The organism is Mycobacterium sp. PTI7 (assembly GCF_056679845.1).
Window position 1 is genome coordinate 3,139,094 of the sequence record NZ_CM155252.1, and the last position, 23,575, is coordinate 3,162,668.

At 69.6% G+C, this 23,575-nt stretch carries 22 protein-coding genes; 10 read left to right on the forward strand and 12 right to left on the reverse strand.

The window, feature by feature from the left end:
• Positions 1–226 precede the first annotated feature (226 nt).
• Positions 227–4,021 carry a multifunctional oxoglutarate decarboxylase/oxoglutarate dehydrogenase thiamine pyrophosphate-binding subunit/dihydrolipoyllysine-residue succinyltransferase subunit gene (locus AC1MEY_RS15000; RefSeq protein WP_480231502.1) on the forward strand — a complete coding sequence of 1,265 codons (3,795 nt, stop codon included), beginning with the start codon at positions 227–229 and terminating at the stop codon, positions 4,019–4,021.
• Positions 4,022–4,219: 198 nt separating this feature from the next.
• A complete protein-coding gene (locus tag AC1MEY_RS15005) occupies positions 4,220–4,651 on the forward strand; it encodes a VOC family protein (RefSeq protein WP_480226292.1) in 432 nt (143 codons plus the stop codon).
• A 63-nt stretch (positions 4,652–4,714) separates the two neighbouring features.
• On the opposite strand, the gene AC1MEY_RS15010 is transcribed toward AC1MEY_RS15005, so the two are convergent.
• Positions 4,715–5,089 (reverse strand): DUF732 domain-containing protein, encoded by a 375-nt coding sequence (locus AC1MEY_RS15010; RefSeq protein WP_480226293.1) that lies wholly within the window; start codon positions 5,087–5,089, stop codon positions 4,715–4,717.
• 103 nt (positions 5,090–5,192) lie between these two features.
• Between AC1MEY_RS15010 and AC1MEY_RS15015 the strand changes: the two genes are divergently transcribed.
• Entirely contained in the window at positions 5,193–6,023 is an 831-nt protein-coding gene (locus AC1MEY_RS15015) for an SDR family NAD(P)-dependent oxidoreductase (RefSeq protein ID WP_480226294.1), read from the forward strand.
• Between the two features lie 5 nt (positions 6,024–6,028).
• On the opposite strand, the gene AC1MEY_RS15020 is transcribed toward AC1MEY_RS15015, so the two are convergent.
• Complete coding sequence (locus AC1MEY_RS15020; protein WP_480226295.1) at positions 6,029–6,859, reverse strand: glycine betaine ABC transporter substrate-binding protein; 831 nt, start codon at positions 6,857–6,859, stop codon at positions 6,029–6,031.
• A gap of 8 nt (positions 6,860–6,867) precedes the next feature.
• Complete coding sequence (locus AC1MEY_RS15025; RefSeq protein ID WP_480226296.1) at positions 6,868–8,055, reverse strand: NAD(P)-dependent malic enzyme; 1,188 nt, start codon at positions 8,053–8,055, stop codon at positions 6,868–6,870.
• A gap of 135 nt (positions 8,056–8,190) precedes the next feature.
• On the opposite strand from AC1MEY_RS15025, the gene corA reads away from it, so the two are divergent.
• Positions 8,191–9,288 carry a magnesium/cobalt transporter CorA gene (corA, locus tag AC1MEY_RS15030; RefSeq protein ID WP_480226297.1) on the forward strand — a complete coding sequence of 366 codons (1,098 nt, stop codon included), beginning with the start codon at positions 8,191–8,193 and terminating at the stop codon, positions 9,286–9,288.
• An 83-nt stretch (positions 9,289–9,371) separates the two neighbouring features.
• On the opposite strand, the gene AC1MEY_RS15035 is transcribed toward corA, so the two are convergent.
• The 6 genes from AC1MEY_RS15035 to AC1MEY_RS15060 all read right to left on the reverse strand — a co-directional run bounded on the left by AC1MEY_RS15035 (position 9,372) and on the right by AC1MEY_RS15060 (position 14,936).
• Positions 9,372–9,965, reverse strand: a complete 594-nt coding sequence (locus AC1MEY_RS15035) for a suppressor of fused domain protein (RefSeq protein WP_480226298.1) — start codon at positions 9,963–9,965, stop codon at positions 9,372–9,374.
• The gene (locus AC1MEY_RS15040; RefSeq protein WP_480226299.1) at positions 9,962–11,134 is read right to left on the reverse strand and encodes an ABC transporter ATP-binding protein; all 1,173 of its coding nucleotides are present in this window, start codon (positions 11,132–11,134) and stop codon (positions 9,962–9,964) included. Before AC1MEY_RS15040 ends, AC1MEY_RS15035 begins: the two co-directional genes overlap by 4 nt.
• Positions 11,135–11,136: 2 nt before the next feature.
• Positions 11,137–11,961 (reverse strand): carbohydrate ABC transporter permease, encoded by an 825-nt coding sequence (locus AC1MEY_RS15045; RefSeq protein WP_480231503.1) that lies wholly within the window; start codon positions 11,959–11,961, stop codon positions 11,137–11,139.
• Positions 11,962–11,969: 8 nt separating this feature from the next.
• Complete coding sequence (locus tag AC1MEY_RS15050) at positions 11,970–12,875, reverse strand: carbohydrate ABC transporter permease (protein WP_480226300.1); 906 nt, start codon at positions 12,873–12,875, stop codon at positions 11,970–11,972.
• Positions 12,872–14,269 (reverse strand): ABC transporter substrate-binding protein, encoded by a 1,398-nt coding sequence (locus tag AC1MEY_RS15055; protein ID WP_480226301.1) that lies wholly within the window; start codon positions 14,267–14,269, stop codon positions 12,872–12,874. The genes AC1MEY_RS15050 and AC1MEY_RS15055 overlap by 4 nt, the downstream gene beginning before the upstream one ends.
• Before the next feature lie 166 nt (positions 14,270–14,435).
• The gene (locus AC1MEY_RS15060) at positions 14,436–14,936 is read right to left on the reverse strand and encodes a YflT domain-containing protein (protein WP_480226302.1); all 501 of its coding nucleotides are present in this window, start codon (positions 14,934–14,936) and stop codon (positions 14,436–14,438) included.
• Positions 14,937–15,055: 119 nt separating this feature from the next.
• On the opposite strand from AC1MEY_RS15060, the gene AC1MEY_RS15065 reads away from it, so the two are divergent.
• Both AC1MEY_RS15065 and AC1MEY_RS15070 read left to right on the forward strand, forming a co-directional pair.
• Positions 15,056–15,754 carry a DUF4190 domain-containing protein gene (locus AC1MEY_RS15065; RefSeq protein WP_480226303.1) on the forward strand — a complete coding sequence of 233 codons (699 nt, stop codon included), beginning with the start codon at positions 15,056–15,058 and terminating at the stop codon, positions 15,752–15,754.
• Positions 15,751–16,206: a DUF4190 domain-containing protein gene (locus AC1MEY_RS15070; protein WP_480226304.1), complete on the forward strand. Its 456-nt coding sequence runs from the start codon at positions 15,751–15,753 to the stop codon at positions 16,204–16,206. The genes AC1MEY_RS15065 and AC1MEY_RS15070 overlap by 4 nt, the downstream gene beginning before the upstream one ends.
• Here AC1MEY_RS15070 and AC1MEY_RS15075 read toward each other — a convergent pair.
• Positions 16,203–17,159 carry an HpcH/HpaI aldolase/citrate lyase family protein gene (locus AC1MEY_RS15075; RefSeq protein ID WP_480226305.1) on the reverse strand — a complete coding sequence of 319 codons (957 nt, stop codon included), beginning with the start codon at positions 17,157–17,159 and terminating at the stop codon, positions 16,203–16,205. The two genes, AC1MEY_RS15070 and AC1MEY_RS15075, sit on opposite strands and share 4 nt — an antisense overlap.
• A gap of 25 nt (positions 17,160–17,184) precedes the next feature.
• On the opposite strand from AC1MEY_RS15075, the gene AC1MEY_RS15080 reads away from it, so the two are divergent.
• The 4 genes from AC1MEY_RS15080 (at position 17,185) to AC1MEY_RS15095 (ending at position 21,653) form a co-directional block, all read left to right on the forward strand.
• Complete coding sequence (locus tag AC1MEY_RS15080) at positions 17,185–18,507, forward strand: magnesium transporter MgtE N-terminal domain-containing protein (RefSeq protein WP_480226306.1); 1,323 nt, start codon at positions 17,185–17,187, stop codon at positions 18,505–18,507.
• Entirely contained in the window at positions 18,504–19,082 is a 579-nt protein-coding gene (locus tag AC1MEY_RS15085; protein WP_480226307.1) for a DUF1003 domain-containing protein, read from the forward strand. The genes AC1MEY_RS15080 and AC1MEY_RS15085 overlap by 4 nt, the downstream gene beginning before the upstream one ends.
• Before the next feature lie 93 nt (positions 19,083–19,175).
• A complete protein-coding gene (locus AC1MEY_RS15090) occupies positions 19,176–20,468 on the forward strand; it encodes a lytic transglycosylase domain-containing protein (protein WP_480226308.1) in 1,293 nt (430 codons plus the stop codon).
• A 42-nt stretch (positions 20,469–20,510) separates the two neighbouring features.
• Positions 20,511–21,653, forward strand: a complete 1,143-nt coding sequence (locus tag AC1MEY_RS15095; RefSeq protein WP_480226309.1) for an Mrp/NBP35 family ATP-binding protein — start codon at positions 20,511–20,513, stop codon at positions 21,651–21,653.
• 10 nt (positions 21,654–21,663) lie between these two features.
• Here the strand turns inward: AC1MEY_RS15095 and tatB are convergent, their stop codons facing one another.
• Together tatB and htrA are read right to left on the reverse strand one after the other, a co-directional pair.
• Positions 21,664–22,059 (reverse strand): Sec-independent protein translocase protein TatB, encoded by a 396-nt coding sequence (gene tatB, locus AC1MEY_RS15100; RefSeq protein WP_480226310.1) that lies wholly within the window; start codon positions 22,057–22,059, stop codon positions 21,664–21,666.
• A gap of 2 nt (positions 22,060–22,061) precedes the next feature.
• Complete coding sequence (gene htrA, locus AC1MEY_RS15105) at positions 22,062–23,558, reverse strand: serine protease HtrA (protein ID WP_480226311.1); 1,497 nt, start codon at positions 23,556–23,558, stop codon at positions 22,062–22,064.
• Positions 23,559–23,575 lie beyond the last annotated feature (17 nt).

A 23,575-nucleotide genomic window follows, 5' to 3' on the forward strand; every position in this document is an offset into this window, starting at 1 on the left:
GACCGGTCGTCGACGCTCATTCCGCGATCACAACGACCATAAGCCCGTTGCCGTGGTCTGCCCGGTGCCCGAGGGATAGCCTTGAGGTGGCGCAAGGGTGGGCCACAGGAGAAGACAGACGCCGAGTGGGCACGAGCCTCCTCGCAGGGCAGAAGGAATCGAGGCGACAGCTGCCGTGAGCAGTACACCGTCACCATTCGGACAGAACGAATGGCTGGTCGAGGAGATGTATCGCAAGTTCCGGGAGGACCCCTCCTCGGTTGACCCGAGTTGGCACGAGTTCCTCGTCGACTACTCACCGGAACCGACGACCGACACGACCGCGACGGTGAGCGCGAACGGCTCGAACGGGGGCGGCCCCAAGGCGCCGCCGTCGGCCGCCCCCGCACCGCCGCCCGGCAAGCCCGCCGCGACGTCCAACGGCGCGAAGGCCCCCGCCAAGGAACCCCAGAAGGCTCCCGCGAAGACCGCCGCCGCAGCGCCCGAGAAGAAGCCCGAGGCCGCGAAGGCCGAACCGGCCAAGTCCGCCGACAAGCCCGCCGCACCGGCCACCAAGCCTGCGACGTCCGCGACGGCCGCCAACCCCGAGCCCGCCAAGCCGAAGGCACCCGCCGGCCCGCCGCCGGCCGAGGACGACCAGACCCAGGTGCTGCGCGGCGCCGCCGCCGCAGTCGCCAAGAACATGAGCGCCTCGCTCGAGGTGCCGACGGCCACCAGCGTGCGGGCCATCCCCGCGAAGCTGATGATCGACAACCGCGTCGTCATCAACAACCACCTCAAGCGCACCCGCGGCGGCAAGATCAGCTTCACCCACCTGCTGGGCTACGCGATCGTGCAGGCCGTCAAGACGTTCCCGTCGATGAATCGGCACTTCGCCGAGGTCGACGGCAAGCCGAACATCGTCACCCCCGCGCACACCAACCTCGGCCTGGCGATCGACCTGCCCGGCAAGGACGGCAACCGCACGCTGGTGGTCGCCGCGATCAAGAAGACCGAGACCATGCGGTTCGGTCAGTTCATCGCCGCGTACGAGGACATCGTGCGGCGGGCCCGCGACGGCAAGCTGACCGCCGAGGACTTCTCCGGCGTGACGATCTCGCTGACCAATCCCGGCACCATCGGCACCGTGCACTCGGTACCGCGCCTGATGCGCAACCAGGGCGCGATCATCGGCGCGGGCGCCATGGAGTACCCCGCCGAATTCCAGGGCGCCAGCGAGGAGCGCATCAACGAGCTGGGCGTCGGCAAGCTCATCACGCTGACGAGCACCTACGACCACCGCATCATCCAGGGTGCGGAGTCCGGCGACTTCCTGCGCACGATCCACAACCTGCTGCTGAGCGACGACTTCTTCGACGAGATCTTCCGCGAACTGGGCATCCCCTACGAGCCCGTCCGCTGGCGCACCGACAACCCGGATGCGATCACCGACAAGAACGCCCGGATCATCGAGCTGATCGCGGCGTACCGCAATCGTGGCCACCTGATGGCCGACGTCGACCCGCTGCGGCTGGACAAGACCCGCTTCCGGAGCCACCCCGACCTCGACGTCAACTCCCACGGCCTCACGCTGTGGGACCTCGACCGGGCCTTCAAGGTCGACGGGTTCGCGGGCGCCGAGTACAAGAAGCTGCGCGACGTCCTGTCGGTGCTGCGCGACGCGTACTGCCGCCACGTCGGCGTCGAGTACACCCACATCCTGGAACCCGAGCAGCAGAAGTGGATCCGTGACCGCGTCGAGGTCAAGCACGACAAGCCGACGGTCGCCGAGCAGAAGTACATCCTGAGCAAGCTCAACGCCGCCGAGGCGTTCGAGACCTTCCTGCAGACCAAGTACGTCGGGCAGAAGCGGTTCTCGCTCGAGGGCGCGGAGACCGTCATCCCGATGATGGACGCCGCGATCGACCAGGCCGCCGAGCACGGTCTCGACGAGGTCGTCATCGGCATGCCGCACCGCGGCCGGCTCAACGTGCTGGCCAACATCGTCGGCAAGCCCTACTCGCAGATCTTCGGCGAGTTCGAGGGCAACCTGAACCCGAGCCAGGCCCACGGGTCCGGCGACGTGAAGTACCACCTGGGCGCCGACGGCACCTACATCCAGATGTTCGGCGACAACGACATCGAGGTGTCGCTGGTGGCCAACCCGAGCCACCTCGAGGCCGTCGACCCGGTGCTCGAGGGCCTGGTGCGCGCCAAGCAGGACCTGCTGGACAAGGGCAACGGACCCGACGGGTTCACCGTCGTCCCGCTGATGCTGCACGGTGACGCGGCGTTCGCCGGCCAGGGCGTGGTGGCGGAGACGCTGAACCTCGCGCTGCTGCGCGGCTACCGCACCGGCGGCACCATCCACATCGTGGTGAACAACCAGATCGGCTTCACCACCTCGCCGCAGAACTCGCGCTCCAGCGAGTACTGCACCGACGTGGCGAAGATGATCGGCGCGCCGATCTTCCACGTCAACGGCGACGACCCCGAGGCCGCCGCGTGGGTGGCCCGGCTCGCGATCGACTTCCGCCAGGAGTTCAAGAAGGACGTCGTCATCGACATGCTGTGCTACCGCCGCCGCGGGCACAACGAGGGCGACGACCCTTCGATGACGCAGCCGTACATGTACGACGTGATCGACACCAAGCGCGGTGTGCGCAAGACCTACACCGAGGCGCTCATCGGCCGTGGCGACATCTCGATGAAGGAAGCCGAGGACGCCCTGCGCGACTACCAGGGCCAGCTCGAGCGGGTGTTCAACGAGGTCCGCGACGTCGAGAAGCACGACATCGAGCCGAGCGAGTCGGTGGAGTCCGACCAGATCACGCCGCAGGGTCTCGACACCTCGGTGGACAAGTCGCTGCTGGCCCGCATCGGTGACGCGCATCTGGCGTTCCCCGAGGACTTCTCGGTGCACCCGCGCGTCAAGCCGGTGCTCGAGCGGCGCCGGGAGATGGCCTACGAGGGCAAGGTCGACTGGGCGTTCGGCGAGCTCCTCGCGCTCGCGACCCTGGTGTCGGAGGGCAAGCTGGTGCGGCTGTCCGGCCAGGACACCCGCCGCGGCACCTTCACTCAGCGGCACTCGGTGATCATCGACCGCAAGACCGGCGCGGAGTTCACGCCGATCCAGTTGCTCGCCACCAACACCGACGGCACGCCGACCGGCGGCAAGTTCATGGTGTACGACTCGGCGCTGTCGGAGTACGCCGCCGTCGGCTTCGAGTACGGCTACTCGGTGGGCAACACCGACGCGATGGTGTTGTGGGAGGCGCAGTTCGGCGACTTCGTCAACGGCGCGCAGTCGATCATCGACGAGTTCATCAGCTCCGGTGAGGCCAAGTGGGGCCAGCTGTCCGACGTCGTGCTGCTCCTGCCGCACGGCCACGAAGGCCAGGGTCCCGACCACACGTCGGGTCGCATCGAACGCTTCCTGCAGGTGTGCGCGGAGGGGTCGATGACGGTGGCGATGCCGTCGACGCCGGCCAACTACTTCCACCTGCTGCGCCGCCACGCGCTCGACGGGATCCACCGTCCGCTGATCGTCTTCACCCCGAAGTCGATGCTGCGCAACAAGGCCGCCGTGAGCGACATCCGCGACTTCACCGAGCAGAAGTTCCGCTCGATCATGGAGGAGCCGACGTACACCGACGGCGACGGCGACCGGTCGAAGGCCAAGCGCATCCTGCTGACCAGCGGCAAGATCTACTACGAACTCGCCGCCCGCAAGGCCAAGGAGAAGCGCGACGACGTCGCGATCCTGCGCGTCGAGCAGCTCTACCCGCTGCCCCGGCGCCGGCTCGCCGCCATCCTCGACGAGTACCCGAACGCGGAGCAGTTCCGCTGGGTGCAGGAGGAGCCGGCCAACCAGGGTGCGTGGCCCACGTTCGGGCTGTCGCTGCCGGAGTTGTTGCCGGACAAGCTGACCGGCATCAAGCGCATCTCGCGCCGTGCCATGTCGGCGCCGTCGTCGGGATCGTCGAAGGTGCACGCCGTCGAGCAGCAGGAGATCATCGACGAGGCGTTCGCCCCGATCTGAGGTCCCCACCTCTCTCCGCGAGCGTTCCGCAAGCGGCTCCAGTGTCTGCGAGCGGTACTTTCGGCGAGCGTGCGTGTCTGCGGGCGACACGCCGGTGCCGAACCCAAGTTCACGCACGCTCGCTGACCGAAGGGGCCGTCACCGCACGGTCACACGCCGGGTCGACCCCGCGTGCCGGCGGGTGGGTACCCCACGGGCATGGCACTCATCGACAGCACCGGGCTGCACCACGTCCGCATCACCGTGACCGACCTCGCGCGTTCGCGCGCCTTCTACGAGGGGGTGCTCGGGTTCGACGTCGCCAAGGAGTCGCCGGGCGACCCCGCTGACCCGGCCGTCCGGTCCGATCCCGAGCAGCTGTACGGCGGCGTGGTCTACCAGACGGGTGGCACGCTCTTCGGCCTCCGTCCGGTGGCGGACGCCGGCGACCGGTTCGACTCGACGCGGGTGGGCCTCGACCACGTCAGCTTCGCGATGTCGTCGAAGGACGCCCTCGACACCGTCGCGGCGAAACTGGCCGACGCCGACGTCGAGCACGGCGAGGTGAACGTGCTGGACGGGTTCGGGATCGCGATCCTGTCGTTCCAGGATCCCGATGGCATCAACCTGGAACTCAGCGCACCCGTGTGACGGATGCTGCGTGGGGGTCGCCAGCCTGCCGGGTCAGACGACCCCCACGCAGAAATCTCTGGGTCAGATGCCCAGCATGCCCATCGGGAAAGGCGTCTGGCCGTTGGCCAGCGACGCCACCGCGCCGGGGCAGAACATCGAGATCGCGATGCCGGTGAACATGGTCGCGGGGCCGAGCGGGCGGCCCAGCGCGTCGGACACGCCTGCGGCGACGTCGGCCATCTGCTGGCCGGGCTCCGAGAGCATGGGGCACACGGACTGACCGACACTCGTCGCAGTGGCCGGGTCGATGCCCGACAGGCCCGCGGACGTCAGCGCACCGAGGAACGCGTCGCTGCCCGGATCGGCCTGCGCGGGCGCGGCGAGGGACGCCGCGGCGCCCATGATGCCGACGGACAGGGCGAGCGATGCGACGGACGCGGTGCAGGTGCGCTTCATGGTGTGTCCTTCGTGCACGGGCCCGCGATCGTTACCCGATTTCGGCGATACCGCCGGTACCGCTAAAGTGCACACGAGTCGAATAGCGAGTCGAGGAGTGGGCATGCAGGGTTTCGCAGGCAAGGTCGCCGTCGTCACCGGCGCAGGATCGGGCATCGGACAGGCGTTGGCGATCGAACTGGCCCGCTCGGGCGCGTCCGTCGCGATCAGCGACGTCGACATGGAGGGCCTCGCCGTCACCGAGGAGCGCATCAAGGCCATCGGCGCCCCGGTGAAGGCCGACCGCCTCGACGTCACCGAGCGCGAGGCCTTCGAGATCTACGCCGACGCTGTCAAGGCCCACTTCGGCAAGGTCAACCAGATCTACAACAACGCGGGCATCGCCTTCACCGGCGACGTCGAGGTCAGCTCCTACAAGGACATCGAGCGGATCATGGACGTCGACTTCTGGGGCGTCGTCAACGGCACCAAGTCGTTCCTCCCCCACCTCATCGAGTCCGGTGACGGCCACGTGGTCAACGTGTCGAGCCTCTTCGGCATCTTCGCGGTGCCCGGTCAGGCCGCCTACAACGCCGCCAAGTTCGCCGTGCGCGGGTTCACCGAGGCGCTGCGCCAGGAGATGGTCGCCGGCAGGCGACCGGTGAAGGTGACCACCGTGCACCCCGGCGGCATCAAGACCGCCATCGCCCGCAACGCCGCCGCGGCCGAGGGCATCGACGCCCAGGAACTCGCGAAGACGTTCGACAAGAAGCTCGCCAAGACCACCCCGGAGCGGGCCGCCGTGATCATCCTCGAGGCCGTGCGCAAGAACAAGGCGCGGGTGCTCGTCGGCGCCGACGCCAAGGCCCTTGACATCATCGTGCGCATCACCGGATCGGGCTACCAGCGGCTGTTCTCGTCGGTCATCGCGAAGGCCATGCCCAACATCCACTGACGCCGTCAGTGACCCAGCGGGTGCGATGACAGCCAGTCGCCGGCCAACGCACCGGGGTCCTTTCCCTCGCGGGCCTGCCGCAGCATGTCGGCTAGCGCGCCGGTGTCCAACTCCCCCGCGATCTGGTTGAGCGCCAGCACCTGCTGCTCGTTCAGTTCGTTGCGCCGGTAGAGCGGCACCACGTTCTCGGCCCGGATCAGTGCGGTGCGATCGGTGAGCACCACCGCCCAGTCCGGCACGCCCGACGCCGCGGCCGACGTCCACACCATGTCGATCCGATCCGCGCGCAGCGCGCCGAACAGTGCTGCGGCGTCACGGAACTGACGGGGGTCGGCGAGCTGGCAGGCCCCCACGCTCCCCGGCGTGACGACGTCGGCGACGGCACCCGCGACCAGGTCGTCACAGGTCCGAGCCAGCGCGGTGACGTCACCGCCACCCCACCTGCGGGACGTCGCCTCGGTGACGGCGACGGCGGGTTCGTCGTCCGCGGACTGCGCGTAGTCACCGGCCGCGATGCCCTCGGGGAGTGCCGAGATCATCGACCGGTACACCTGCTCGGACGCCCGCGCCGTCGAACCCGGATCGAACCGGGACAGCAGGCGACCGGTGAGGCCGGGCGCCACCAGCACGTCACCGGTGTCGAGGTCGGCCACCGGATCGGCACTCGTCTCGACGTGCGCGGCGCTGCCGTAGTACCGCAGCGCCGACGCGTACAGGTGTGCCAGCAGGGCCGACTCGACGTCGTCGGTGGCGCCCACCGCGATCGACGGGGCCGGCGCGGGGGCACCGCACGCGGCGATCAGCAGCGCGACCAGCGCCACCGTCCACCCGCGCACCGAGCGGCTCAGACCTTCGACGCTTCCGCGACGGCCGCGGCGACGGCCGGTCCGACGCGCGGATCGAGCGCGCTGGGGACGATGTGGTCGACGTCGAGGTCATCACCGACGACGGAGAAGATCGCTTGCGCCGCAGCGACCTTCATACCCTCGGTGATCCGGCGGGCGTGCGCGTCCAGCGCGCCGCGGAACACCCCGGGGAACGCCAGGACGTTGTTGATCTGGTTCGGGAAGTCGCTGCGGCCGGTCGCCACGACGGCGGCGTGCCTGCGGGCGGCGTCGGGGTGGATCTCGGGGTCCGGGTTCGACAGCGCGAACACGATGCCGTCGGGCGCCATCGTCGCGATGATCTCCTCGGGCACCAGACCCGCGGACAGGCCCAGGAACATGTCGGCGCCCGCGACGGCCTCGGCGACACCGCCGGTGAGCGCCCGCGGGTTGCTCCGCGCGGCGAGTTCGGCCTTGAAGGAGTTGAGGTCGTCGCGGCCACTGTGCACGATGCCCTTGCTGTCGAGCACCGTGATGTCCCGGATGCCCGCGGCCAGCAGGATGTTCGCGCACGCGACGCCCGCCGCGCCCGCACCCGAGATGACCACCTTGAGGGTGTGCATGTCGCGGTCGAGTGCCTTGCAGGCGCCGAGCAGCGCGGCGAGCACGACGATCGCGGTGCCGTGCTGGTCGTCGTGCATCACGGGGCAGTCGAGCGCCTCGATCGCGCGCCGCTCGATCTCGAAGCAGCGCGGCGCCGAGATGTCCTCGAGGTTCACCGCGCCGAACGTCGGCCGGAGCCGGATCAGGGTCTCGATGATCTCGTCGGGATCCTTGGTGGCGAGCACGATCGGGATGGAGTCGAGGCCGCCGAACGTCTTGAACAGCGCGCTCTTGCCCTCCATCACCGGAAGCGATGCGGCGGGGCCGATGTCACCGAGTCCGAGCACCGCGCTGCCGTCGCTGACGACCGCCACGAGCCGGTTGGCCCAGGTGTACTTGGCGGCCAGCGTGTGGTCGCTCGCGATGGCGCGGCTGACCTGGGCGACGCCGGGCGTGTAGGCGATCGACAGCGCCCGCTGGGTGTCGAGGGGCGACTTCAGCCCGACGGAGAGCTTGCCGCCCTCGTGTGCCGCGAAGATCTCCGCGTCCTCGACCACGACCTGGGGGGTGCGCGCGCTCTCGGCGGCGACGATGCTGTCCGACACGCGCGTCACGTTACTGCACCCCGGGGTGCCGCAGGCCGGGCTTCCCCGTCGCCGCAGGGGTTACTGCCAGGTAGTTGGCGTAACATCTCCCGCGTCGAACGGGGGTCCCGTCGGCCCCTCGAGGGAGGTTCGCTCGTGCCGTCGTTCCGCGCTCTGCAACCGCTCCGCCCCACCGCTCGCCGGGCACCGGCGTGGGACGCCACGTCGATACACGTCCCCGTCGCGCGCGCCATGGTCGACTGCGGCGTCTACGCCGAGGGGTCGCGCCTCCCGGGCAAGTACACCCACGCCGCCGCGCTGTCGAAGGTCCGCGAACTCGAACTCGACGGCGTCGACGCGTTCGTCTGGATCGGGCTGCACGAACCCGACGACCACCAGATGCAGGCCGTCGCCGACGTCTTCGGACTGCACGAGCTGGCCGTCGAGGACGCCGTGCACGCCCACCAGCGACCGAAGCTGGAGCGCTACGACGACACGCTGTTCCTCGTCCTCAAGACGGTCAAGTACGTCGCGCACGATGCCGTGGCCAAGACGCGCGAGATCGTCGAGACCGGCGAGATCATGATCTTCGTCGGGCGCGACTTCGTCGTCACGGTGCGCCACGGCGAGCACGGCGGCCTGGCCGGTGTGCGCAAGACGTTCGACCGCAACCCGGCGAGCTGCAAGCTCGGCCCGTACGCGGTGATGCACGCGATCGCCGATCACGTGGTCGACGACTACCTAGACGTCACCGATCTGGTCGAGACCGACATCGACGAGATGGAGGAGAACGTCTTCTCCCCCAACAGCGACACCGAGATCGAGCACATCTACCTGATGAAGCGCGAGGTCGTCGAGTTGCGCCGGGCGGTCAACCCGCTGGCTACCGACCTGCAGCGCATCAACACCGACCACAACGACCTGATCTCCAAGGAGGTCCGGCGGTACATGCGCGACGTGCTGGACCACACGATCAAGGCCGCCGACCGCATCGAGGGCTACGACGAGGTGCTCAGCTCACTCGTCCAGGCCGCCGTCGGCAAGGTCTCGATGCAGCAGAACACCGACATGCGCAAGATCTCGGCGTGGGTGGCCATCGCCGCCGTGCCCACCGCGCTCGCCGGCATCTACGGCATGAACTTCGACCACATGCCCGAGCTGCACCAAGTCTGGGGTTACCCGGCGGTGCTGCTGGTGATGGTGACGGTCTGCTCGCTGCTGTACGTCAACTTCCGCCGCAACCACTGGCTGTAGACCGCGCGCCGAATGTGATGCTGCGTTACGGTTTTCGCTCAGGACCGTGGCGGTAACCCACGTTCGGCGGGGACGGGAAGGGGTCAGCTGGGGCTGGCGGCGCGGCGGCGGGGATCGCGGACGTCGACGCCGTCGGTGGTCCACGCCTCGCGCATCGCCTCGGCGCCCTTGAGCCGCACCCACGCCGCCTCGGTGGCCGTGATCGGCGTCGCGGAGAGCACGGTCACCGGCGCATCGATGCCGTCGACCGCGACGTCACCGATCTCGCTGGGGCCCAACAGCACCGCGGTGAACGCGGCACCGTCCCACAGCGGCGTCTCGAGGTCGACGAGTGCGTCCGGCACGAGGATCAGACCCTCGACCGCCGGCGTGGACGCCACCACCGCGATCGACTTGGCCAGTCCGCCCGGCGTCGGCCCGCGCAGCGCGAGGGCCACCTCCGCGCGTGGGCCCGAGGACCCGTCGGCGACGAAGTCCAGGGGGTCGCTCATCGGGTGCCGCGAACACCCCAGTGAGACATAGTGATACACGCCGTCGGGATCGGCGCCGTAGCGCAGGATCTCGACGGCCTCGGCACCCAGGAACGTGATGCTCGCCGCGACGGGGTCGTCGACGATGCCCGCCGTCGCGAAGTGGCCGTTCAGGTGTTCCCGTACGGCCGCGAGGACGTCGGTCACTCGGCGGGCGGGATCGACAGGTTGATCCCGCTGTCGGCGTCGAACAGCGTCAGCTTGGCGGTGTCGAACGCGAGTTGGGCGGTCTGCCCGGCGGCCAGCTTCGACTCGGTGGACACCCGCGCGGTGAACTCGTCGAGACTCGCGCCGGACTCGGCGGCGAGTTCGGCGAGCTGCGAGGCCTCGGCGCCCGCTCCCTCGCTGCGGAAGTGCACGTACTTCTCCGCACCCAGCGACTCGACCAGGTCGACGGTCACCTCGAAGGTGAGCGCGCGGATCCGCGCGTAGCTGTCGATCAGCGCGGCGTCCTCGAGGTGTTCGGGCCGGATGCCGACGATCACGTTCTGCGGCTTGGGATGCCGGTCCAGGACGTCGTGGACCTCTTGGGTCAACGTGACCTCGCCGAACGGCAGCTTCACCCCCACGTCGGTGAGGGTCGCGGGGAAGAAGTTCATCGACGGCGAGCCGATGAACCCGGCGACGAACAGGTTCGCGGGCCGGTTGTACAGCTCCTCCGGGGTGCCGATCTGCTGCGCCACGCCGGCCAGCATCACCACGACGCGGTCGCCGAGCGTCATCGCCTCGGTCTGATCGTGCGTGACGTAGATGGTCGTGGTGTTCAACCGGTTCTGCAGCTTGGCGATCTCCGAACGCATCTGCACGCGCAGCTTCGCGTCGAGGTTGCTCAGCGGCTCGTCCATCAGGAACGCCTTGGGGTTGCGCACGATCGCGCGGCCCATCGCCACGCGCTGGCGCTGCCCGCCCGACAGCTGCGCGGGCTTGCGGTCCAACAGCTCGGTCAGGTCGAGGATCTTCGCCGTCTCGTCCACCTTGGTGGCGATGTCGGCCTTGGACACCTTGGCCAGCGTCAGCGGAAATGCGATGTTCTGCCGAACGGTCATGTGCGGGTACAGCGCGTAGGACTGGAACACCATCGCGATGTCGCGGTCCTTGGGCGCCTTCTCGTTGACCCGCTCGCCACCGATGATCAGTTCGCCGGAGGTGATGTCCTCCAGGCCGGCGATCATGTTGAGCGTGGTCGACTTCCCGCACCCGGACGGCCCGACCAGGATGATGAACTCGCCGTCGGCGATGGTGAGCGACAGGTCCTTCACCGCCGTCGACCCGTTGGCGTAGCTCTTGGACACGCGGTCCAGCACGATCTCGGCCATGACTACCCCTTCACCGCGCCGGACGTCAGCCCGGCCACGATCCGACGTTGGAAGATGAGGACGAAGATGATGATCGGCACCGTGATCACCATCGCGCCGGCGGCGATCGATCCCGTCGGCTCCTCGAATTGTGAACTGCCCGTGAAGTTCGCGATCGCCACGGGCGCGGTGATCGCCCGTTCGGTCGCGGTCAGCGACAGCGCCAGCAGCAGGTCGTTCCAGGCGAAGATGAACACCAGGATGGCGGCGGTGACGATGCCGGGTGCGGCGAGCGGCGCCACCACCTTGCGGAACGCCTGACCGGGCGTGGCGCCGTCCATCTTCGCCGCCTTCTCCAGATCCCAGGGGATCTCCTTGAAGAACGCCGACATGGTGTAGATCGCCAGGGGCAGCGCGAACGTGATGTAGGGAATGATGAGGCCGGGCCAGGTGTCGAACAGCCCGATGCGCCGCTCGATGTTGAAGATCGGTGTCACCAGCGAGATCTGGGGGAACATCGCGATCAGCAGCGCCACGCCGACGAGCAGCTTCTTGCCGGGGAACGCCAGCCGCGCGATCGCGTAGGCGGCCATGCCGCCGACGACGACGGCGATCACGGTGGTGATGAGCCCGATGCCGATGGAGTTGATCAGCGCGGAACTGAAGACGTCGCCCTGGAAGATGGCCTTGTAGTTCTCGAACGTCACCTGCGCCGGGATCAGCTTGCCGTCCTTGACACTCGACGTCGGCTTGAGCGACAGCGAGAGGATCCACAGCACCGGGAACAGTGCGTACAGCACCACGATCACGTTGACGACGACCCAGCCCGAGGCCCGGCCGGTACCCACCCGCTCGCTCATCGCCTCTCCTCGTCGGATCCGGGAGCCGAGGCGCCGAACAACTTGATGTAGATGAACGCGATGATCGCGACGCACAGGAACACCAGCACGCTGATCGCCGAGCCCAAGCCGAGGTTGAACGCCTTGAACAGGTTGTCGTACCCCAGGATCGACACCGAGCCGGTGTCGTTGGCGCCGGCGGTGAGCACGTAGATGTTGTCGAAGATGCGGAACGCGTCCAGCGTGCGGAACAGCAGCGCGACGAGGATGGCGGGCTTGATCAGCGGCAGGATCACCTTGACCAGACGCTTCCACGCACCCGCGCCGTCGATCTGCGCCGCGTTCAACAGGTCCTGCGGTACCAGCGCCAGACCGGCGAGCAGGAGCAGCGCCATGAACGGCGTCGTCTTCCAGACCTCGGCGAGCACGACGATCGCGAGCGACGGCAGCTGTTCGGTGAGCGGCGCCGTCCCCTCGGGCAGCAGGTTGGCGAGATAGCCGGTGCCGGGCGTCCACGCGTAGTACCAGCTGTACGACGCGGCGACGGTGACGATGCCGTAGGGCACCAGGACCGCGGTACGCACCACGCCCCTACCGAAGATGGTGCGGTGCATGACCAGTGCCAGCGCCATGCCTAGGACGAACTCGATCGCGACGGACACCACGGTGATGGCCAGCGTCACGGCGAACGCCGTCCACCAGTATCCGTCGGTGAGGATGGTCTGGTAGTTGCTCAGGCCCACGAACTCGGTGTCGTCGGGGGCGGCGAGGTTGTAGCGCTGCAGGCTCAGCCAGACCGCGTACGCGATCGGATAGGCCGTGACCGCCAGCATGAGGATGACGGCGGGGCTCACCAACCAGAACGCGAGCCGCCGTTCGGACTTGACGTCGTCGGTCGACACGTCGACGGCCGGGGCGGTCACGGGATCAGCCCCTTGCCGTCGATGGCCTTCTGTACCTGTTCGGCGAGTTCGTCGGCCATGCTCTCGGGATCGATGTCGGTGATCGGGGCCAGCGTCGCCGAGATGCGGGTCGACACCGCCTGATACACCGGCGTGGCGGGGCGCACGGCGGCGTTGACGAGCTGCTCGCGGATGATCGCGTACTGCGGGTACTTCGCCTGGAACGCCGGGTCGTCGTACAGCGACGCGCGGACCGCGGGCAGGCCGCCCTCGACCGAGGTGTAGCGCTGGTTCTCGACGTTGCGCAGGCAGCGGATGGCCTCGAAGGCCTCCTTCTTGTGCTGCGTGTTCTTGCCGACCGCGAGGTTGAGCCCGCCGAGCGTGACCTTCGCCGGCTGGCCCGGGAGCACGCCCGGGTAGTTCGCGAAGCCGAACACGTCCTTGCTCGCCTCGTAGGCGGCGACGAACTGGTCGTCGGTCGGCGAGAAGGTGCCCGCGTCGTTGATGGCGCTCGCCAGGTCCTGCTGCTGATTCAGCGGCAGGAACTCCACGCCGCCCTTGACGGCGTTCTCCAGCATCGACGGCAGCACGAAGGGCCAGTTCACCTCGAGCGCGGCCTTGCCCTGCTCGAGCGCCAGCCGCGCGGTGCCCTCGTCGGTCTGCGTGATCGACGGGTCCGCACCGGGTGCCGTGGCAACCGCCTTCATGATCTGCAGCGCCTTGACGGTCGCGGCGCGGTGTTCGGGGGTGTCGGTGAGCGTCACGGTCTTGCCGTCGTCGGACAGCACCTGCCCGCCCGCACTGGCCAGCAACGTGTTGAACCACACCACCAGACCCTCGTACTGCTTGGCCTGCAGCGCGATCCAGCTGGGCTTGCCCTCGGCATGCAGCCGCGTGGCCTCGGCCACCATGTCGTCCCAGTTCTGCGGCGGATCCTGCACCAGATCGGCGCGGTACCAGAGCAATTGGGTGTTCGTCGTGATCGGTGCGGCGTACAGCTCGTCCTGCCAGCTCGCCGTCTCGAGCGGTCCGGGCAGTGTGTTCGACGTCGCGTCGGCCTCGGCCTCGCCCGCCGGATCGTCCGAAAGGGGCAGCGCCCAGCCCGCTTCGGCGAACTCGGCGGTCCACACCACGTCGAGCGCCATCACGTCGAGGGTCTTGTCGTTGCCGGTGAGCCGGCGTGCCAGCTGCAGGCGCTGATCGTCAGCGCCCTTCGGCAAGCTGATCTGCTGGATGGTGAACCGGCCGCCGAGTTCGGCGTTGCACCGCTCCGCAACCGCGGTGAACGTCGCCATCTCGCTTGCCGGCGTGTAGTAGTTGATGACGATTCCACCGCTACTGGCACCGCACGCGGTGACGACCGAGGCCGTCACACACGCAGCCACTGCCGCAGCGCACAGCCGCCGAGCGTGCACCACCAGCCTCCGTCCGCCGGTCGATGCGGGAACGTCCCGCGCGCAAACCGTAGAGCGATTCGGGCGTGATGTGCAACACTCCCCGCCGCGTGGCGGATATCGGAGTCCGATCGTGACCTGCGACGGCAGGCCGGACGTCAGGTCCGGCGGCGGACGCCGACGGCGGTCAGATCGTCAAGCGCGCCAGCAGATCCCGCCCCTGCTCGGCGCCCTGCGGATCGCACAGCACGTCGTAGCGGCCCGCGACCAGTTGCATCGTCGAACTGAAATCCCTGGTTCCCCTTGCCATTGCGTACTGCAGGCCGGAGGTGATCAGGCCGAAGAACACACCGGCCAGCAGGCCGGCGACCAGCGATCCCCACGGGCTGGGGCTGAAGAAGCCGAGCACCAGGCCGATGAACAGGCCCAGCCAGGCGCCGGTCAGCGCTCCGCCGGCGAGCACCCGCGGCCACGTCAGCCTGCCGGTGACGCGCTCGACCTGCATCAGGTCGACGCCCACGATGGTCACCTGCTGGACCGGGAACTGCTGATCGGACAGGTAGTCGACGGCGCGTTGCGCCTCGGCGTAGGTCGGGTAGGACCCGATCGGCCATCCCTTGGGCGGCGTCGGCAACCCCGCGGGGCCGCCTCGGCCCGCCTTCGGGCCAGGTTGAAGCGGGCTGGTCATGGTTCTTCTCCTCCGACTCTGGCGTGCTCGTCTCGAGTGTGAACGCACCGGCGATCATCATCGTGCCCCGAAATACGCATCGAACACCTCGTATCGGGCCGTGCGCTAGGTTTGTCGCCATGACGAATGAGGGTTCACACTCCGGCCAGTCGTCCTCACCCGACAGTGGTTCGGGTCCGTCGGAACCGACGTCCGGCGGCTATGAAGCCCCCGGCATCGAGAACGCTCAGCAACCGTCCGGCGACTCGCCGCCCGCGTACGAGAACCCGGCGTACGACCCACCGCAGCAGTACGACGCGCCGCCGCAGTACGGGGCCCCGTCCTACGAGAACCCCACGTACGGCTCGCCGTCGGCCGATCCGGTCCATCCCGGCGCCGACCCCGGCTACCCGCAGGGCGGCTACCCGCCGCCCCCGCCGTACGGTGCCGCACCCGGCTATCCGCCGCCGGGCTACCCCCAGGGACAGGGTTACGGCCAACCGCCCGGGTACGGCCAGGCGCCCGGTTACGGCGCCCAGGGCTACGGCCCGCCGCCCGGCTACGGCGCTCCCGGTTACGGCGGACCGGGCTACGGCGGCCCCGGCTACGGCGAGCAGAGCCAGAAGACGAACTCGCTGGCGATCTACTCGCTGGTGGCGTCCGGCATCGGCGTGCTGTGCGGCATCGGGTCGATCATCGGCATCGCGCTCGGCGTCATCGCGCTCAACCAGATCAAGCAGAACCCGCAGAACGGCCGCAACCTGGCCATCGCCGGCATCGCCGTCGGTGCCGTCTCGCTGCTGATCAGCCTGCTGCTCGCGGGCACCATGCTGGCGTGACCGACGGCCCCCCGCCGCCGCAGCACCCGCCACCAGACCCGCACGCGCCGGTGGACTACCCGGCCGGTCCCGACCTGCCGCCGGCGGTACAGGGCAGCGCCTACCCGCCGCCGCCCTGGTACGGCCCACCGCCGCAGGCACCCGGCTACCCGTACGCCGGCTACGACCACGGCGGCTACGACCCCTACCGCCCGGCCACACCTCCCGGCACCAACGGCAAGGCCACGGCCGCACTGGTGACGTCGCTGGTCGGCCTGCTCTGCTGCGGGCTGCCCTCGATCGTGGGTCTGATCCTCGGGATCGTCGCGATGCGCGAGACCCGCAGCACCGGCCAGGACGGGTACGGGCTGGCGTTGGCGGGCGTGGTCATCGGCGCCCTGGTGACGATCGGCTACGCGCTCTACTTCCTGCTCGTCGTCGTCCTCGTCACCGGCGACTTCTCGCTCGTCTAGTCCGGCGGCCGGAACGGCGGCGTGGTCCGCGGCATCCCCGCGGCGCGCCCCTTGCCCGCGACGACGAGCGCCATCTTCCGGCTCGCCTCGTCGATCATCTCGTCGCCGAGCATCACCGCGCCGCGTGCGCCACCCGCACGCGAGGTGTGCCAGTCATACGCCTCGAGGATCAGCTCGGCGTGGTCGTAATCGGCCTGACGCGGGCTGAAGACCTCGTTGCCGGCCTCGATCTGGTCCGGGTGCAGCACCCACTTGCCGTCGTACCCCAGCGCGGCCGAGCGGCCGGCGACCCGGCGGAACGCGGCGGTGTCGCGCACCTTCAGGAAGGGCCCGTCCACGGCGTTGATCCCGCGGGTGCGGGCCGCGACGAGGATGCGCATCAGCACGTGGTGATGGGCGTCGCCGACGTCGTAGCCCTCGGGCTGCTCCCCCACCACCAGCGTGCGCATGTTCAGGCTCGCCATCATGTCGGCCGGCCCGAGTACCAGCGCCTGCACGCGGGGCGCCGCGGCGATCGCGTCGACGTTGGTCAGCCCCGCGGCGTTCTCGATCTGCGCCTCCACCCCGATGCCGCCCGGCGTCAGCCCGTGCGTCGCCTCGAGCTGGCTGAGCAGGAGGTCGAGCGCGTGCACGTGCACGGCAGCGGACACCTTCGGCAGCACGATCAGGTCCAGGTGTGCGCCCGCCGCCGCGACCACCTCGATCACGTCGGCGTGCGTCCACGGCGTCGTCCAGTCGTTGACCCGCACGCCCCGCAGCTGGGTGCCCCAACCGGGCTCGGCGAGCGCGGCGGCCACGCGGGTGCGCGCCTCGGCCTTGGCCTCCGGTGCTACGGCGTCCTCGAGGTCGAGGAACACCTCGTCGGCGGGCAGCTGCTTGGCCTTCTGGATCATCTTGTCGCTGCTGCCCGGGACCGACAGGACGGTTCGACGGGGGCGATACAGGTTCTCCACGTGATCACTCTCTACCCTTTGAGGCATGTCGGCGGTGAACAGGGTCTACGCGGCCCGCCTTTCCGGGCTGGTCGTGCTCGGGCCCGATGGTGAATCCATCGGGCGGGTCCGCGACGTCGTGATCAGCATCAGCGTCGTGCGCTCGCAGCCCCGGGTGCTCGGCCTGGTGGTCGAGCTGCTGACCCGCAGGAGGATCTTCGTCCCGATCCTGCGGGTGACCGCCATCGAGCCGAACGCGGTGACGCTCACGACCGGCAACGTGTCGCTGCGCCGGTTCGCGCAGCGGCCCGGTGAGGTCCTCGTCCTGGGCCAGGTGCTCGACACCCGGGTCCGCGTCAACGATCCCGAGCTGCCCGACCTCGCAGGCGTCGACGTGATCGTCATCGACCTCGGCATCGAGCAGATCCGGTCCCGCGACTGGGTGGTCACCCGCGTCGCGGTGCGCAACCACCGGCGGTTGGGACGCCGCACCAACGTGCACACCGTCGACTGGCAGAACGTGGCCGGTCTGACGCCGTCGGCGCTCGCGCTGCCCGGCCAGGGCGTCGCACAGCTGCTCGCGCAGTTCGAGGGACAGCGGCCGATCGAGGTCGCCGACGCGATCCGCGAGCTGCCCTCCAAGCGCCGCTACGAGGTGGTCAACGCCCTGGGCGACGAGCGCCTCGCCGACATCCTGCAGGAGCTGCCCGAGAGCGAGCAGGTGGACCTGCTCGAGCAGCTCGACACCGAGCGTGCCGCCGACGTGCTCGAGGAGATGGATCCCGACGACGCGGCCGACCTGCTCGGCGAACTCGACTCGTCGCGCGCCGAGGTGCTGCTGGCCCGGATGAACCCCGAGGACTCCGAGCCGGTGCGCCGCCTGCTCAAGCACTCCCCCGACACCGCGGGCGGTCTGATGACGTCCGAACCCGTGGTGCTGGCGCCCGACGCGACCGTCGCCGAGGCGCTCGCCCGCGTCCGCGACCCGGACCTGACGCCCGCACTGTCGTCGCTGGCGTTCGTCGTGCGCCCGCCGACGGCGACGCCCACCGGCCGCTACCTGGGCTGCGTGCACCTGCAGCGACTGCTGCGCGAGCCCCCCGCGGCGCTGGTGAGCGGCATGGTCGACTCCGATCTTCCGAGCCTGACGCCCGACACCTCGCTCGCCGCGGTGACCCGTTACTTCGCGGCCTACAACCTGGTGTGCGGGCCGGTCGTCGACGAGGAGAACCACCTGCTGGGTGCGGTCACCGTCGACGACGTGCTCGACCACCTGCTGCCGCACGACTGGCGGGTGAGCGTCGAGGAACCCGAACTCCCCGTCGCCACCGACGGTGCACCCGCACCGACCACCGGTAGCGCCTCGTGAGCGAGTCGACCGCGCGTCAGCGTCTCGACACGCCTCGCACGTCGCGGCGACGGTTCACGCCGCAGTTCGACGTCGAGGCGGCCGGCCAGTTCGGTGAGTCGTTCGCCCGATTCCTGGGCACCGGACGGTATCTCGCGATCCAGACGGTCTTCGTGATCGTGTGGATCCTGCTCAACCTGTTCGCCGTCGGCCTGGAGTGGGACCCGTATCCGTTCATCCTGCTGAACCTGGCCTTCTCGACGCAGGCGGCGTACGCGGCGCCGCTGATCCTGCTCGCTCAGAACCGGCAGGAGAACCGCGACCGGGTCTCCCTCGACGAGGACCGGCGCCGCGCCCAGCAGACCAAGGCCGACACCGAGTACCTGGCGCGCGAACTCGCCGCCCTGCGCATCGCCGTCGGCGAGGTGGCCACCCGTGACTACCTCCGCCGGGAACTGGAGGATCTGCGCGAGCTGATCAACCAGATGCAGACGATGAAGGACGGTGGCACCAAGTCGAAGTCGGACAAGAAGGGCAAGTCGGCGGCGCGCGTGGAGCCCCGCGACGACGTGCTCTCCGAACCGCAGAACGGCTGACGGGAAACTGCTTCGGCATTGCTGCAACGGATGAACCGCCAGTAGGTATGGTGACTTGGTTCACACGATGGTCGGCTGGCGAGGACGGTTCTAGTGCACTTTGCGGGACGCGACGCCTTGACGGAGGTTCGACGGCGCGCGGTTCGCGTCGCCCGCACCCCGGCATTCGGAGTTGCCGTGCTCGCGCCACTGGTCCTGATCGCGTCGGTGGGAGCGTCCGCCCCCGCCCCGACGCACGCCGTCAGCGCCGACGGATACACGCCGCTCGCCGCCGTCGCGCACACCGGAGATCGCGACGGCGCCAGCGTCATCGCCGCGCCGAAGCCCCTCAAGCCGCTGCGGTTCGTGGCCGCGACCGCGTCGCCGCCACCCCCGCCGATCGTGATGGCGCCGGTCGGCAACCTCCGCATCCCGATCATGGCGCTCAACGCCTACCGCAACGCCGAACGCATGATGGCGTCCGCGTACCCGGGCTGCGGCGTCAGCTGGAACATGCTGGCGGGCATCGGGCGCATCGAGTCGCTGCACGCCAACGGCGGCGCCACCGACGCCGCGGGCACGCCGATCAAGCCGATCTACGGACCCACCCTCGACGGCACGCTGGCCGGCAACGAGGTGATCGTGCAGAGCGTGCAGTCCGGCCGCGTCACCTACGCCCGCGCGATGGGTCCGATGCAGTTCCTGCCCGGCACCTGGGCCCGGTACGCCTCCGACGGCGACGGCGACGGCAAGGCCGACGTGCAGAACCTGTTCGACTCCACGCTGGCCGCGGCGCGCTACCTGTGCAGCGGCAACCTGAACCTGCGCGACCAGTCGCAGGTGCTGGCCTCGATCCTGCGCTACAACAACTCGATGGCCTACGCGCAGAACGTGTTGGGCTGGGCGGCGGCCTACGCCACCGGCGTCGAACCCGTCGACCTGCCGCAGATCGGCGGTACGCCCCCGCCGATCTCCGACGTCCACCTCGCCGCCACCGCCGAGGGACTCGGGCCGGGCCTACCGCGCGACGCGACGGGCCTGCCGGCGAGCGACCCGCTGGCGCGCACCCCGCTCTTCGACATCAACGGCACCAACACCGCGGGGCAGATCGGCGGGCCCGGCGCCGCGCCCGGTCAGCTGCCCGGACCCGCAGTCGCCGGCGGACCCCAGCAGAACTGTCAGGTGTTCTGCCTGCAGGGCACGCCCGCCGGACCCGCGGCGGTACCGCCACCCGCGCCGTTCCCGCCGCCGCTTTTCGCACCGCCGCCACCGCCTCCCCCGGCGTTCGCGCCGCCCGCTGCGTTCGCACCACCCGCACCCGCACCCGGCCCGCCGGGCCCGGTGCCGCCCGCCCAGCCGGGGGCCGCACCACTGGCACCCCTGCCGGGTCCGCCGCCCCTCGGCTGACCACCGCGGAAGCGGTCGGCACCTCGGCATAGACTCGAGTCGATGTCCCCCACACCCAGCGACCTCGAGCCGGCCGTCCGCGCCGCTCTCGGCAAGGTGATCGACCCGGAACTCCGTCGTCCGATCACCGAAGTCGGCATGGTCAAGAACGTCACCGTCGACGCCGAGCACGGCGTGCACGTCGAGGTCTATCTGACCACCGAGGCGTGCCCGAAGAAGAGCGAGATCACCGAGCGGGTGAAGCAGGCCGTCGCCGACGTGCCCGGCACCGGCACGGTGAAGGTCACGCTCGACGTCATGAACGACGAGCAGCGCACCGAACTGCGCAAGCTGCTGCGTGGCGACTCCCGCGAACCCGTCATCCCGTTCGCCCAGCCCGGATCGCTGACGCGCGTGTACGCCGTCGCCTCCGGCAAGGGCGGGGTGGGCAAGTCCAGCGTCACCGTCAACCTCGCCGCGGCCATGGCCGCGCGTGGACTGGCGGTCGGCGTGCTGGACGCCGACATCTACGGCCACTCGGTGCCCCGCATGATGGGCACCGACGACCGCCCCACGCAGGTCGAGTCGATGATCCTCCCGCCCGTCTCACACGACGTGAAGGTCATCTCGATCGCCATGTTCACCCAGGGCAACACGCCCGTGGTGTGGCGTGGCCCGATGCTGCACCGCGCGCTGCAGCAGTTCCTCGCCGACGTCTACTGGGGCGACCTCGACGTGCTGCTCCTCGACCTGCCGCCCGGTACCGGCGACATCGCGATCTCCGTGTCGCAGCTGATTCCGGGCGCCGAGATCCTGGTGGTCACCACCCCGCAGCTGGCGGCCGCCGAGGTCGCCGAACGCGCGGGCGCGATCGCGCTGCAGACGCGTCAGCGGATCGTGGGCGTGGTGGAGAACATGTCCGGGCTGCTGCTGCCCGACGGTTCGACGCTCAACCTGTTCGGCGAGGGCGGCGGCCGTCAGGTGGCCGAGCGACTCACCAAGGCCGTTGGTGCCGACGTGCCACTGCTGGGCCAGGTGCCGCTCGACCCGGCGCTCGTCGAGGCGGGCGACTCGGGCGTGCCGCTGGTGCTCAGCGCGCCGGACTCGGTGGCGGGCAAGGAACTCCGCAAGGTCGCCGACGCGCTGTCCTCCCGGAGGCGCGGGCTCGCCGGCATGTCGCTCGGACTGGATCCCGCCGGCCGCTGACCCAGCGGGGTCAGGTGGCGTCGCTGTCGAACGGCGTCGCCGCCGACGGCGTCACGGGCTTCGGCGGGGGTGGTCCGAGCGGGGGCGCCGAGTGCGGCTTCTCGGCGGGCGTGTCGAACTTCCCGGTGAGGAACGAGTCGTCACCGTCGAGCAGGTGCTTGGTGAGTGCGGCGCGCGGCGTCATGCCCCGCAGCTTCTGCAGCTCCGACAGCGGCTCCCGCAGATCCTCGAACTCCGGACCAAGGTCCTGGCGTAGCTGACTGGTCGCGCCGCTGAGGTATTCGCGTGCCTGACGCAGCGAACTCGACGTCCAGCGGATGGCACCGGGCAGCCGTTCGGGTCCGAGGATCACCAACCCGGCGATGACGAGGACGAGCATCTCGCCCCACCCGACATTGGCGAACACGACTACGAGTTGGGTTGGTCTGCGTCGGAGCCCGGGGTGATCATCATGGTGACGGGGCGCCCGTCGCGCATGACCTCGATGGGGGCTTCCTGACCGATCTTGAGCTGGCGGACCGCGACGATCATCTCGTCGGCGTCGGCCACCTTGCGGTCACCGACCTTGACGACGACGTCGTTCTCGAGCAGTCCGGCCTTCTCGGCGGGGCCGCCGACGGTGACGTTGGCGACCTGGGCACCGGAGGCGACCGAGTTGCTGACCGAGCGGGCGGACAGCCCCAGCGTCGGGTGGGCGATCTTGCCGTCCTTGATCAGGGTGTCGACGACGCTCTTGACCTCGTTGACGGGGATGGCGAAGCCTAGGCCGCTGGCGCTGTCGGACAGCGACTTGCCTGCGGTGTTGATGCCGATGATCTCGGAGTTCATGTTGATCAGCGGGCCACCGGAGTTGCCGTGGTTGATCGAGGCGTCGGTCTGCACGCCGTCGATGACGGTCTCGGTGTCCGAGCCGTCGCCCGACAGCGGGACCGGACGGTGCAGTGCGCTGACGATGCCGTGCGTGACGGTGCTGCGCAGACCCAGTGGCGCGCCGGCCGCGATGACCTCTTCGCCGACCATGATCTTCTCGGAGTCGCCGAACCGCGCGACCGACAGGTTGTCGACGTTGTCGACCTTGATCACCGCGAGGTCGGTCTTCGGATCGCGACCGACGAGGTTGGCGGGCACTTCCTTGCCGTCGTTGAAGACGACGGTGAGCTTGTAGTCGGCCGGGTTCTTCGCGGCCTCGGAGATCACGTGGTTGTTGGTGACGATGTACCCGCGACCGTCGACGACGACGCCGGAGCCCTGCGATCCCTCGTTCTTGCTGGTGGCCTCGATGGTGACGACGGAGTCGGCGACGGCCTTGGCCACGGTGGCGAACCGGCCCGCGGGCGCCTCGGGGTTGTCGTCGGTCTCCAGCGTGACCTTGGAGGTGGTGAACGCCTCGACGACCTCGGCGGTCTTGCGACCCACCCAGCCACCGCCGATGCCGATGACCAGCGCGACGATCGCGAGCAGGGCCAGCGCCGTCCACGACACCCGGTTGCCGAACAGCACGTCGCGGACGCCGAGCTTGCCGGTGGGGACGGGCGCGACGACCGGCGCGGCCTGCGGCTGCGCGGGCGTTCCGAGCGACGGGACCGCCGACGGATCGCGCCACGGGTCCGGCGGCACGTCGCCGCTGGTGTCGCGCTCGGCGTCGAGGGCGCCCGCGTCGGCGGGATGGCGCTGCAGCGAGTCGCCGGCGCCGTTGCGGCCGAAGGCCTCGGCCAGTACGGGATCCGGCGGCTGGTTCCTGGGGGCGTACTCACCCTGGTCGCGCTGCTTGTCGGCGCCGAGGAAGGAGCCGCTGAAGCCCTCGGGCCTGCCGAACGCGCGGGTGGCGGCCGGATCGACGGGTGGGCGGTTCACCGGGCGGGGTGCCAGGCGGTGCGTGTTCCCGGACTGGTCCTGATTGCTCACCCGTTGATCCACTTTCG